This window comes from Oharaeibacter diazotrophicus (assembly GCF_004362745.1).
Lineage (GTDB): Bacteria > Pseudomonadota > Alphaproteobacteria > Rhizobiales > Pleomorphomonadaceae > Oharaeibacter > Oharaeibacter diazotrophicus.
Genome location: NZ_SNXY01000006.1, coordinates 576913 through 589174, shown reverse-complemented (window position 1 = coordinate 589174; position 12262 = coordinate 576913). Strand labels below are relative to the sequence as shown.

Genomic DNA, 12262 nt, shown 5'->3' with positions numbered 1-12262 from the left:
GGCGCGACGCACCCCGGCCGTATTCATGTCGCGAACCGCGTGCCGCCGTCAGAACCGGAGGGTCTGGGAGAAGCTGCGGGTCTGGTTGTTGCCGGGCAGCAGGAACGGCGCGAGCGTGTGGACGAGCTGGCGCTTCTCGCCGGCGAACAGCGTGATCTGCGGCTGGACGAAGCCCTGGTTGTTGGCCTGGGCCCAGAGATAGGGCACCTTGACCGTGCAGTTGGCCTTGGTGCCGGAGCGCGTCGCGGTCGTCGACGCGCTCTCGAAGTAGACGCCGCCGGTGGCGCCGATGTGGGTCAGCTGCACGGCGCACTCGATCGGGGTCGAGGTCGGGATGGTCGAGGCGACCGTGATCGCGAAGCTGTAGGACACCTGACCCGCCACGGACACGGGCGCCGCCGCCGGGGCGGTCTGCGGCTGGGCGGGAACGAAGATCCGCTGGATCGGGTCGAAGCTGCCCGGAATCGCGGGCGCCGGGCTGTCGGCGGCGGCGAAGGGGGCGGTGGCCAGCACCATCGCGGCGGCCAGGACGATCGACTTCATGGAAATGCCTTCCTCATGCAAGTGAGATGCCGGATCGCCGAAACGGGCGATCCCCGGGCATCGACCGGCCGTCCGAATCGGACGGGACGGGCCCGGCGTTGCGGTGCCGGACCATCGATGCCGGTACCGCTTCTCGCAGAAGACGAAGACGAATGCACGCCCCGAACGGGCGTATTCCGGCGATCCGGAAGTGGAACGCCGATCGCGACCTCGGCACCCGGTGCCGACACGTCGCGCGGACGGACCGGCTCGGGATCAAACGATCCCGCCGGTCGCGGCGCCGAACGGCCGCCTCCTACGGGCGGCCGGGATATTGCGATGCAGCAGAACCTGCACCGGCGCGGGGCGCCAATCGATCGGGCGTCCCGCCGGGGATCGGGCCGGGACGGGCCGGGTGCCGGCCCGTGGTCCGGTCAGTAGGGGTAGCTGCTGCGGCGACGGAAACGGCCGCGATCGATCTCGCGCTGGCGCAGTTCCAGGTCGTAGCGGTCCACCGCGTTCTCGAGATAGGCCCGCTCGCGCTCGGCCATGGTCGGAACGTGGAACATCTGCTTGAGGCCTTCGAACATCTGAACCTCCTCTGCTCGTCATTTCTTCGATGCCCGTAATTTATGTGCATCGCAGCAAGGACGGTAGAGGCGCGGGGATCGGGCTGATATGCGACCAGCGCATGCCGTGGTTAAAGTCGGTTAAGGGATGTGCACCAACTGCATGACCAAGAGGCAATCACCGATCCACTAGGAAGCTGGAGGCGATCGGGTCGTGGTCGACCGAGGCCAACAGGAAGGCGACTTCGGGACCGGTGCCGTCGCGGTCGATCCAGATCTGCTTGTCGAGCACCCGGTAGAGGATGGTCGGCTTCGCCGTCGCCGGCTTCGGATCCGACGCGGCGACGAAGGCCGGCCGCCATCCACGCCTGAAGCCCTTGCCGAAGCCGGCCGCCGACAGCACGATCATGTCGCCCTCGGCGGGGTCGAAGTCGAGATGATCGCCGTAGGCACCCATGAGGCCGCCGTCCACCGGCGATTCGTAGACGAACTTGTCCGGCCCCGGACCGCCCCTGAGATCGTCGAATCCGGCGCCCCCGACCAGGACGTCCCGCCCGCCCCTGCCTTCGAGAAGGTCGTTGCCCCAGCGACCCTCCAGCCGGTTGCCAAGGCTCGTTCCGATCAAGTGATCGCCTCCGTCCGTTCCGGCGGCGCTTTCGAAGCCGACGAGCTTGTCCAACGCGGCTTCCCCTGCGTTGTGGGCGGGGTTGCCGAGGTCGACGACGACCCCGCCGGGAACGTCCTCGTAGGAGACCACGTCCTGCCCCGCCCCGGCGTCGACGATATCGGCGCCGGTCCCCGGGAGGATGCGGTCGGCCATCGTTCCGCCCTTGATCGTATCCGCACCCGCACCGCCCGCGATCGTGGCCGGCGTATAGGTCAGGCCGATCATGGTGTCGTCGAAAGCCGAACCGATCACGTGCCGGACGCTGGAGGACAATGCGTCGCCTTCCGCGTAACCGCCCCTGCCGCCACGATCCTGACGACCGAGCATGATCAAGATGCCTTCCGGCGAGTTCGAGTAGTCCATCGTCACGGCGGAATCGGGATGCCCCGAAGCATAGTCCCGTCCCGGGCTTCCGAGCACGCGGTCGGATCCGCCGAAGACCGAGGTGAAACTGTCGTCACCAGGACCCGGATCGACGACGTCGTCCGCAGCCGTATCGAAGATGCTGTCGTCGTGGGGACCGCCCAGGATCAGGTTGGCCGGCGGTGGCGGCAGGATCACGATGTCCTCGGCGTCGAGCCTCGGACTACCGGCGAGGCCGACGACCGTGTAGGGCTCCAGCGGACCGGTCCCGTCGGGGTCGAGGAACAGGCACTTGTCGCACAGTCCGTTGTAACGAGCATACTTGAACGTCGGCAGCGGCAGGTACGGAACGGCCTTCGCCCCCTCGATCAGCAGCGGCGGATGACCCGGCTCGAGCAGGGGCTTGCCGTCCCGATCCGTGAAGGCCTCGGCGGGCAGGACGATGCGATCGCCTTCCGAGCGGTTGAAATCCTCGATCACGTCCAAGCGGTCGCGCGCGGCGACGAAGCGATCGGCGCCTGGCCCGCCGCGGAGCTCGTTCCAGCCGCCGCCGCCGTCGACGAGGTCGTCACCGGCTCCACCGACCACGATGTCTCCGCCGCCGCCGCCGAACAGCTGGTCGGCGCCGTCACCGCCCTCGAGGCGGTCCGAGCCGTCGTTGCCGGCGAGCCAATCGTCGGATGCGCTGCCGACGAGGAGGTCCTCGCCCCGGCCGCCCTCGTAGCGCTCGACGTCGCGCACCACGTCCTCCGTCGCCGGGCCACGGTTCAGCGCGGGACGTCCGACGTGGATCTCGACGGGAAGGAAGAGGTCGCGGAAGGACAGCGTGTCGATGCCGGTGCCGCCCGTCACGTCGTCGGCGCCCGTCCCGGGCATCAGGACGTCGTCGCCGTCGCCGCCCGAGATGCGGTCGTTGCCGGTTCCGCCGGCGAGGAAATTGGCGGCGTCGTCGCCGTACATGAAGTCGTCGTAGGCGCTGCCGGTCACGGCCTCGATGCCGTAGTAGGTGTCGCCGGTCGCGTCCGCCCCCATGCCGCGCCGGGCGCCGAGATCCACGACCACCGCAGCCGGGGAATCGAGATACGAGGCCACGTCGGCCTCCGGCGGCCCCTGCGTCCGGACCGGCTGGTCGGTGCCGCCGTAGAGCCGGTCCGCGCCCGGCCCACCGACGAGGACGTCGACCCCTTCATCGCCCTCGAGGCTGTCATCATCCGGCCCGCCGTCGAGACGGTCATCGCCTTCACCGCCCCACAGCCGGTCGTCACCGCCCAGACCGTAGATGAAGTCGGAGCGCTCGGTCCCGGAAAGGTAGTCGGCCTCTTCGGTGCCGGTGATCACGGACGGCGCCTGCGCGGGCTCGGCCGACACCGGAGCGGAAAGACACGTGAGCAGGGCGATCGCCGAAACGCCGAGCCGAAGTCCGCCGGATAGAGTCGTCATGCCCACCCCCGCCCCAGAATGGAGGCGACCTACCAAGCGTTGCGGCGGAAGTCAAAACGCCTGTCATTTCATGCGGAACATCCGTCACGGCGGCGCCCTTCGCCTCGGCGTTCGGATCGCCGATGCCGCGTCGCATGGCAGTCGCGCGGGTAGTGCCGGAACGAGCGCCGGATCGGCGTCCCGACGTGCCGCGCGGAACCGACGATCCCTCGCGCGCGAAACGTCGTTCCAGAAATATCCGCGCCTTCGACGGCGCGCGAATAAATATTTCCAAGTCGTTGACAGATCGATCCACCGGGTCCATTTTGGTCGTGTCGATGTTTTGCCGAGTTTGGTTTTCATCCGCATCTGACACGTGCGGCGTTCGAACTCTCCTCTTCAGAAATCGTCATCCCAGAATTGCGGCGCGCTCGCGTCGCGATGGTCCTTTTTCTTCCGAGGAGTCTCGAAATGACCACCGGCACCGTGAAATGGTTCAATGCCACCAAGGGCTTCGGCTTCATCCAGCCGGACGACGGCGGCCCCGACGCCTTCGTGCACATCTCCGCCGTGGAGCGCGCGGGCCTGCGCAGCATCGTCGAGGGCCAGAAGCTCGGCTACGACGTCGAGCGCGACAGCCGCTCCGGCAAGATGGCCGCGTCGAACCTGCAGTCGATCTGATCTCGGCGTGGCGCCGCAACCGCGGCGCGACGGCCGACGCCAAGAAAGCCGGGCGCTCGCCCGGCTTTTCCATTCCCGGGCCCCGCCCCGTCGCCTCCTCCGGCCCCGGGCGGCGCGGCCCGACCGACGGAGAAGGCAGCCATGTCAGCCGAAATCCACCCCTTCGCGATCGGACAGACCGTCCGTGTCGTGCCCGACCTGCACGGCCGCGTCCCGGCCGTCGACGTCTACACCGTCGTCCGCTGCAACGAGGCCGACGGCCCGGATCCGAGCTACGTGATCCAGAGCGACGTCGACCGGCGCCAGCGCCGCGAACCGCACAGCCGGCTCAGGCCGGTCGCCGCCGAGGGGTTCGCGGGTTCCCGGGTGTTCGTGCACAGGGCCTCGTCATGAAGATCGCCGAGATGCTGCCCGGCCTCGACGCCGAGGCCCTCGCCACCGTCCGCGTCAACGCCGTCCGGCTGATCACCAGGGGAACGCCGAAGCAGAAGGAGCAGGCCAACGCCGCGCTCGACCTGATCGACCGCGAGGTCGCGCGCCGGGAGGCCGAGGCCCCGCCGGCCGCGCCCAAGGCGAAGCGCGCGCGCAAGACGCCCGTCGCGTCCTGACGGCCCGGCCGGGACCGGGTTCCCCCGCTCAGGCCGGCAGGTCGATCACCATGCCGTCGTAGGCCGGCTCGATGTCGGCCGGCAGCGCGCGGTGCAGGGCGTCGTAGTCGAGCCCGATGTGCATGTGGGTCAGGACGGTGCGCTTCGCCCCGACCTTGCGCGAGCAGGCGATCGCCTCCTCGAGCGAGAAGTGGCTGGGGTGGCGGTTGTAGCCGAGAGCGTCGACGATGAAGACGTCGGCGCCGGCCACCGCCGCCTCGCTCTCCTCGGGCAGGGCGCTGATATCCGACGAATAGGCGAGCCCGCCGATCCGGAAGCCCAGGCTGTCGATCTCGCCGTGGCGCTGGCGGTAGGGCAGCAGGTCGATCGCCCCGCCCTCCCCCTCGACCGCGAAGGCGCGGCCCGGCTCGATGCGGTGCTCGTCGAGGATCGGCGGGTAGCTCGAGCCCGGCGGCGTCGAGAAGCAATAGCCGAAGGCCTCGTGCAGCCTGGAAGACGTGAAGGCGTCGGCGTAGACCGCGACCCGGCGCCGGCGGTTCAGCGCGAAGGACCTGAGGTCGTCGATGCCGTGGATGTGGTCGGCGTGCGGATGGGTGTAGACGACCCCGTCCGCCCAGGCGACGTCGGCGGTCAGCATCTGGTCGCGGAAGTCCGGCCCGGTGTCGATCACCACCACCGTCTTCGCCCCGTCGGCGGCGATGCGCTCGACCAGCAGCGCCGCGCGGCGACGGCGGTTCTTCGGGTTGCGCGGGTCGCAGGACCCCCAGTCGTTGCCGATGCGCGGCACGCCCGGCGAGGACGCGCAGCCCAGCACCGTGAAGCGCAGCCTCGCCCCGCTCATGCCGTCGCCACCGCGTCGCGCGGGACCTTGGCGAACAGCCTGAGGAAGTTGGCGGTGGTGGTCGCGGCCATCTCGGCGGGCGACACGCCCTTGACCCCCGCCAGGACTTCGCAGGTGTTGGCGACGTAGGCCGGCTCGTTGCGCTTGCCGCGCCAGGGCTGCGGCGCGAGGTAAGGCGCGTCGGTCTCCACCAGCAGCCGGTCGGACGGCACGTCGCGGGCGATCGCGCGCAGCTCCTCCGAGCGCTTGAAGGTCAGGATGCCCGAGAACGAGACGTAGAGCCCGAGCGCGACGCCGGCCTCCATCAGCCCGCGGCCGGACGAGAAGCAGTGCAGCAGCGCCGGAAACGCACCGGCCGCGGTCTCCTCCCCGAGGATCCGGATCATGTCGTCGTCGGCGTCGCGGGCGTGGATCACCAGCGGCAGCCCGGTGATGCGCGCGGCGGCGATGTGGGTGCGCAGGCCCTGCTCCTGCGCGGCGCGCGGGGCGGTGTCGTAGAAATAGTCGAGCCCGGCCTCGCCGATCGCCACGCACTTCTCATAGGCCGACAGCGCGACCAGTTCGTCGACCGTGACGTCGAGCTCCTCCTCCGCGTTGTGCGGATGGGTACCGACCGAGCAGTAGACCGCCGGATGGGCCGCGGCGATGGCGCGGATCTGGTCGAAGCGGCGCACGCGGGTCGAGATCGTCACCATCAGCCCGACACCGGCGGCGCGGGCCCGGCCGATCACGCCCGGAATGTCCTCGGCGAAATCGGGGAAGTCGAGATGGCAGTGGCTGTCGACGATCATGGCGGCGCGGCTTCGGATACTGGGGATGCCGCAGGGACATAGCCCGCGCGATCCGGCCTGTCGAGGGGCGGACGGACAAGCGTGTCACGCGTGCGGGCCGAGGCGGCCGCGGTCGTCCTCGCCCTTGCGCCGAGGCCGTTCCAGGCCGACCGGCAACGGCAGAATCTCGATACCGCCGTCGCCCGCAGCCGAAGGACGAACGTGTCGACGGCGGCCGCCTCACGGCTGCGCTGGGCGGCGCGTCCGTTCGGCGCGTTCGTGCCAACTCTCGCCGTCGTGGCGCGTGACGAAGCCGAGCCGCGCCGCGGCGAGGCGGGCGTCGTAGATGCGGTCGATGCCGGCCGCGGCGAGGTCGCCCCAGCGCTCCGGCGCCCAGTCGAGCGCGGGATGGCGCCGCGCCAGCACGGCGAGCGGATCGCGCGCGAGGTCGTCGGCGTCCTCGGGACGCAGGCGGGTACGGGCCGCGATCACGAACACGCCGCCGGCCGAGACCCGCGTCGCGCGGACAAGCGCACGGGCGGCGTCGGCGGCCGACAGGCCGCGCCAGAACCGGTGCCAGACCCTGAGGCGCGGCGGTTCGGGGAAGCAGCGGGCGAGGCGCAGCACGGCGGTGCCGCCGGGAAACGCGCCGTCGGCGGCCAGGACCAGCCGCTCGGCCTCGAGTTTGGTCTCGTCGTAGACGTCGCGCGGGATCGGCTGCAGCGCTTCGGTGACGTGAACCGCCGTGCCGGGCCTCGCCATCGCCGCACCGAACACCGAGGTCGAACTGGCGAGGACGAAGCGACGCGCCCCGGCCCGGCGTGCCGCCTCCAGCACCGCGGCGGTGCCGTCGACGTTGACGGCGTGGAAGTCGGCCGCGCTCGCCCGGCCGACGTCGGGGGCGTGCAGGCCGGCGAGGTGGATCACCGCGTCGATCCCGGCCGTCGCCTCCGCCAGCAGCCGCCGGTCGAGCACGGACCCGACCGCGGACGTCCACGGCCCCGGGCGGAGGTCGATGCCGCGCCGGGCGCCTAGGCGGGCGGCGACCCGTGCGCCGAGCAGGCCCGACGAACCGGTGACGAGCACCGGTGCGCCGGCGTCGGGCCAATAGGGCAGATCGCCGGCCGGCGGAGCGGGGATGCCGGGCATGGCGCGGTCGTGGCCGGGCGGCGCCAGCGCGCGCGCCAGCGTCGCCCCGATCGGGGGGCGGGAGAGGAAGGACATCGGCGGAGGATCCGGCTCGGCGGGGAACGGCGCGATCTTCGCCGAGCACCGGCGTCGCCGCCATGGAGTTCATTGGGCCGAGGCTGTAGGAAAACTACATGGACGTCCTCTCCCGTGTTCACCTCAACGGCCTCAGGGCGGTCGAAACCGCCGGACGCCTCGGCTCGATCGCCCGGGCGGCGGCGGCGCTCGGCGTCTCGGTCGGCGCGGTGAGCCAGCAGATCCTGAAGACCGAGCGGCAGCTCGGCCGCGCCATCTTCGTGCGGACGGCGCGCGGCCTCGAGCCGACCGCGTTCGGGCGCGAACTGCTCGCCGGCCTCGGCGACGGCTTCCGGGCGCTCGCTGCCGCGGTCGCGCTCGCCGAGCCGACGCCCGCGGACCGGTTGACCGTGTCCGTGCCGCCGGTGCTGGCGGCCAAGTGGCTGGTGCAGCGCCTGCCGGCCTTTGCGTCCGCCCATCCCGGGCTCGACCTCCGGATCGACGCCTCGACCGCGCTCGCCGACCTCGACGGCGCCGACGTCGACGTCGCGATCCGGGTCGGGCGCGGCGACTGGCCGGGCGTGCGCGCGACCCGGATCGTCGATCAGGTCATCTTCCCCATCTGCGCGCCCGGCCTCGCCGCGCGCCTCGGTGCGCCGACCGACCTCGCGGGCGTGCCGGCGATCTGCGACCACCGCACGCTGGTGCGCTGGACCGACTGGCTCGCGGCCGTCGATCTCGACGAGGACATCGTCACCCGCGGCCCGACCTTCTCCGACGCCGCGCTCTGCCTCGAGGCCGCCGCGGCCGGCGCCGGCGTCATGCTGGCGTGGCAGACGCTCGCCGCCGACGCGCTCGCCGCGGGCGCCGTCGTCGCGCCCTTCCCGGTCGCGGTGCCGACCGGCCTCGCCTATTGGTTCGTCGCCTCGCGCAGCCGCCCGCTCCGCCCGGTCGAAGCCGCCTTCCGCGACTGGCTCGCCGACGCTTTCGCCCCGCTCCGCCCCGACGCGTTCGCCGCCGCACTCGCCGGCTCGGTTGCCGGGTGATGCCATGACGAACGGCGAACCGTCGGTCGGGCGTCGTGAACGTCCCTCTTTGCCGCGCGGAACAAAAGTGGTACATTGACAGGACTCCGACGGGCCCTGGAGTCAATGCGTCGCGGCGCTTTTCGACCCTTTGTGGCCGCGGGGATGCGCTCGGCTGTGAATCGCGCGCATAGCTCGACGTCGCCTGTTCCACCCGCCGATCCGGGCGTTAGAACGGGATCCCCGTTTCGGACGCCCGTCCCAAGAGACCCGCACGAGCCCATGGTCGCCCCGGCCCGCAAGATCGAAGACGCCACCGCCCTCGCCCGCAGCGCCCCCCACAACATGGAGGCCGAGCGGCAGCTGTTGGGCGCCATGCTGATGAACAACGAGACGTTCTTCCGCGTCTCGGACTTCCTGGAGGCGGTGCATTTCTACGTCGAGCCGCACCGGGCGATCTACGAGAAGATCGGCCAGCTGATCCGGGCCGGCAAGGTCGCCTCGCCGATCACGCTGAAGACCTTCTACCCCGCCGACGCCCAGATCGCCGAGATGCCGGTGACGCAGTATCTGCTGCGTCTCGCCTCCGAGGCGACCACGATCATCAACGCCGAGGACTACGGCCGCATCGTCCACGACCTCGCGGTCCGGCGGAACCTGATCCGCATCGGCGAGGACATGGTCAACATCGCCTTCGACGCGCCGATCGACATGCCGCCGCGCGCGCAGATCGAGGACGCAGAGCGGCGGCTGTTCGAACTCGCCGAGACCGGGCGCTACGAGGGCGGCTTCCACACCTTCTCCGACGCGCTGCGCGACGCCGTCGACATGGCGGCGGCCGCCTACCAGCGCGACGGCCACCTCTCGGGCATCTCGACGGGCCTGCGCGACCTCGACGCCACCATGGGCGGCCTGCAGCGTTCGGACCTGATCATCCTCGCGGCCCGTCCGGCGATGGGCAAGACCTCGCTGGTCACCAACATCGCCTACAACGTCGCCGCCGCCTACGAGGCGGCCGAGCAGCCCGACGGCACGATGAAGACCGTCAACGGCGGCATCGTCGGCTTCTTCTCGCTGGAAATGTCATCCGAGCAGCTCGCCACGCGTATCCTCGCCGAGCAGACGGAGATCTCCTCGTCCGACATCCGCCGCGGTTCGATCGACGAGCACCAGTTCTCCAAGCTCGCCGCCGCGGCGCAGTACATGCAGACGCTGCCGCTCTACATCGACCACACCGGCGGCATCTCGATCGCCCAGCTCGCCGCCCGCGCCCGCCGCCTGAAGCGCCAGCGCGGCCTCGACCTCCTGGTGGTCGACTATCTCCAGCTGCTGTCCGGTTCGGCGCGCTCGCAGTCCAACGGCCGCGTCCAGGAGATCACCGAGATCACCACCGGCCTGAAGGCGCTCGCCAAGGAGTTGCAGGTGCCGATCGTGGCGCTGTCGCAGCTCTCCCGTCAGGTCGAGAACCGCGACGACAAGCGCCCGCAGCTCGCGGACCTCCGCGAATCCGGCTCGATCGAACAGGACGCCGACGTGGTCGTGTTCATCTACCGCGACGAGTACTACATGCAGGGCCGCAAGCCCAAGGAAGGCACCGAAGAATTCTTCAAGTGGCAGGCCGAGTTCGAGCAGGTCCGCGGCAAGGCCGAGGTCATCATCGGCAAGCAGCGCCACGGACCGACCGGCACGGTGCAGCTCGCCTTCCACGCCCAGTTCACCCGCTTCGCCGACCTCGCCCGCGAGGACTACCTGCCCGAACGGATGGAGTGATCGAACACGCTCGGCCGCGTCGTCGTCCGGCGTGTCACCGCCCGCAGGAATAGCCGGTGTCGCGCAGCGGCTCGGCGAAGACGAGATCGGCGCCGCCACCGGCGTCGGCGATCTCGAGCACCAGCTTGCGCCGGATCGCGTCGGCGAACTGCTCGCGGCCGGTGACCTCGACGACGAAGGCACCGGGGCCGCCGATCACGCAGCGGGCATAATAGCCGGCGAGCCCGCGACTGCCGTCGGTGCCGCCCGCCCCGCTCTTCAGCGCGATCGGCAGGCCGTTGACGACGATGCCGAGGCCGAGCACCTGGTCGCGCGTGGCGGCGACCGGCGGGCCCATGTTGTTCGGCCCGTCGCCGGAGATGTCGACGACGCGGCGGAGACCCACGTAGCCGTTGCCGGGGAACAGCTGCGCCGCCGCCGTGAGCCCGCCGGAGATCGACGTGCCGCGCATGGTGCCGACCGGCGCGGCGGCGAGGCGGGTGGCAAAGCCTTCCGCCGCCGCGGCGCCGTCGATCAGCGTCCACGGCACCACGACGCGCTGGCGGTCGGTGCCGGCCCACTCCACGTAGGCGAGTGCGATGCGCCCGCCGAGACCGCCCTCGATCGCCGCCAGCACCTCCGGCGAGCGGATCGCGGCGACGTAGCCGGCGCGCTGCAGCTCCTGCTCGTCGCGGTCCATCGACCCGGAGACGTCGACCGCGAGCACCAGTTCGAGGTCGACCCGCTCTTCGGCGCCGGCCGGAGCGGCGGCGGCGAGGCAGGTCGAGGCCAGGGCCGCCGCGGCGAGCCACGCGGAGCCGGGGAACGGAGCACGCACCATCGCCGGGCCTCCTTCCGTGCGGAGGCGCCGCGTCCGAAGACCGGCCGGCGGCACCCCGATCCGACAGGGTCCGCCCGGAAATCTGAATCGGAGATGAACCGGCGGTGCACAACGACGGCCCTCGCAACCGCGAGACGGCAGCCCCGCGGTGCGGTTCGGACGGCCGCGAGCCGTTGGAACCGGCGCCGGACAGGGTTCCGCCGGCCGGCGCCCCCGATCACATCAGGCCGTGTTCGACCATCCACGCCGAGGCGATCGCCGCCTGGCTGCGCGAATTGATGTTGAGCGTCTCCAGGATCTTGCCGACGTGGGCCTTCACGGTGGCCTCGGAGATCCCGAGCTTGTAGGCGATCTGCTTGTTGAGGAGGCCGTCGCCGAGCAGCAGGAACACCTTCATCTGCTGCGGCGACAGCTGGGCGACCAGCGCGATGCGGTCGATCACCTCCTGCGGCACCGCCGAGGGGTTCTCGCCGAGTTCGGTCGCGGTGCCGCCCTCGAGGATCGCGACGATGGCGGCGATGAACACGTCCTCGCCGGCGCGCTTGCCGACGAAGCCCTTGCAGCCGATCTCGAGGCAGGACTGGGCGAGCTGCTGGCTGGCGTTGGAGGAATAGACCACCACCATCGCCTCGGGCGCCAGCGAGCGCACCCGCTTCAGCGATTCCAGGCCGCGCATGCCGGGCATGACGAGGTCCGTGACGACCAGGAGGTCGGCGCCGCCGTCGGTGACGGCGTCGCAGAGTTCGTCGTAGTTGGTCGCGAGCAGCGGCTGCTTGGGCAGGCCGAGACGCTTCTTGAGGAGCCGCGCGACCGACGACTGGATGATCGGATGATCGTCGGCGACCACGACGGTCCAATTGCCGCCGGGCGCTGCGATGTCTTGGTCGTCCGTCGTACGGCTCATGCGCGTTTCCGTCCCGCTATCCGATTCGCCCGCTCGGTCCGGAGACTCTAGTCGTCCCGACCGGGCGATGCGACAGCATCGTATCAGTGTCGCGAAGTCC

Annotated in this window: 13 protein-coding genes; 5 read left to right on the top strand and 8 right to left on the bottom strand. The window is 70.9% G+C overall.

What is annotated here, in order from left to right; genetic code table 11:
• Positions 1–48: 48 nt before the first annotated feature.
• The 3 genes from EDD54_RS02940 to EDD54_RS02930 all read right to left on the bottom strand — a co-directional run bounded on the left by EDD54_RS02940 (position 49) and on the right by EDD54_RS02930 (position 3561).
• A complete protein-coding gene (locus tag EDD54_RS02940; protein ID WP_126536732.1) occupies positions 49–543 on the bottom strand; it encodes a hypothetical protein in 495 nt (164 codons plus the stop codon).
• Positions 544–956: 413 nt separating this feature from the next.
• Positions 957–1112, bottom strand: coding sequence for a DUF3563 family protein (locus tag EDD54_RS02935; RefSeq protein ID WP_126536734.1), 156 nt, complete (start codon positions 1110–1112; stop codon positions 957–959).
• Between the two features lie 157 nt (positions 1113–1269).
• Positions 1270–3561, bottom strand: a complete 2292-nt coding sequence (locus tag EDD54_RS02930; RefSeq protein ID WP_126536736.1) for a calcium-binding protein — start codon at positions 3559–3561, stop codon at positions 1270–1272.
• A 450-nt stretch (positions 3562–4011) separates the two neighbouring features.
• Here EDD54_RS02930 and EDD54_RS02925 point away from each other — a divergent pair, with 450 nt between their 5' ends.
• From EDD54_RS02925 to EDD54_RS02915, 3 genes are all read left to right on the top strand, one after another.
• The gene (locus EDD54_RS02925; RefSeq protein ID WP_126536738.1) at positions 4012–4221 is read left to right on the top strand and encodes a cold-shock protein; all 210 of its coding nucleotides are present in this window, start codon (positions 4012–4014) and stop codon (positions 4219–4221) included.
• 141 nt (positions 4222–4362) lie between these two features.
• A complete protein-coding gene (locus EDD54_RS02920) occupies positions 4363–4614 on the top strand; it encodes a hypothetical protein (RefSeq protein WP_126536740.1) in 252 nt (83 codons plus the stop codon).
• Complete coding sequence (locus EDD54_RS02915; protein ID WP_126536742.1) at positions 4611–4829, top strand: hypothetical protein; 219 nt, start codon at positions 4611–4613, stop codon at positions 4827–4829. Before EDD54_RS02920 ends, EDD54_RS02915 begins: the two co-directional genes overlap by 4 nt.
• Positions 4830–4857: 28 nt before the next feature.
• Here EDD54_RS02915 and EDD54_RS02910 read toward each other — a convergent pair whose 3' ends face one another.
• The 3 genes from EDD54_RS02910 to EDD54_RS23140 form a co-directional block, all read right to left on the bottom strand.
• Positions 4858–5670 (bottom strand): MBL fold metallo-hydrolase, encoded by an 813-nt coding sequence (locus tag EDD54_RS02910; RefSeq protein ID WP_126536744.1) that lies wholly within the window; start codon positions 5668–5670, stop codon positions 4858–4860.
• On the bottom strand, positions 5667–6461 hold the full coding sequence (locus tag EDD54_RS02905; protein ID WP_126536746.1) for a TatD family hydrolase: 795 nt from the start codon (positions 6459–6461) through the stop codon (positions 5667–5669). The genes EDD54_RS02910 and EDD54_RS02905 overlap by 4 nt, the downstream gene beginning before the upstream one ends.
• Before the next feature lie 219 nt (positions 6462–6680).
• Positions 6681–7664, bottom strand: a complete 984-nt coding sequence (locus EDD54_RS23140) for an NAD-dependent epimerase/dehydratase family protein (protein ID WP_207620306.1) — start codon at positions 7662–7664, stop codon at positions 6681–6683.
• Between the two features lie 98 nt (positions 7665–7762).
• On the opposite strand from EDD54_RS23140, the gene EDD54_RS02895 reads away from it, so the two are divergent.
• Both EDD54_RS02895 and EDD54_RS02890 read left to right on the top strand, forming a co-directional pair.
• The gene (locus EDD54_RS02895) at positions 7763–8689 is read left to right on the top strand and encodes a LysR substrate-binding domain-containing protein (protein ID WP_126536748.1); all 927 of its coding nucleotides are present in this window, start codon (positions 7763–7765) and stop codon (positions 8687–8689) included.
• A gap of 261 nt (positions 8690–8950) precedes the next feature.
• Positions 8951–10438 (top strand): replicative DNA helicase, encoded by a 1488-nt coding sequence (locus EDD54_RS02890; protein ID WP_126536750.1) that lies wholly within the window; start codon positions 8951–8953, stop codon positions 10436–10438.
• Between the two features lie 34 nt (positions 10439–10472).
• Here the strand turns inward: EDD54_RS02890 and EDD54_RS02885 are convergent, their stop codons facing one another.
• Both EDD54_RS02885 and EDD54_RS02880 read right to left on the bottom strand, forming a co-directional pair.
• Complete coding sequence (locus EDD54_RS02885; protein WP_126536752.1) at positions 10473–11258, bottom strand: DUF1194 domain-containing protein; 786 nt, start codon at positions 11256–11258, stop codon at positions 10473–10475.
• A gap of 217 nt (positions 11259–11475) precedes the next feature.
• A complete protein-coding gene (locus EDD54_RS02880; RefSeq protein WP_126536754.1) occupies positions 11476–12162 on the bottom strand; it encodes a response regulator in 687 nt (228 codons plus the stop codon).
• Positions 12163–12262 lie beyond the last annotated feature (100 nt).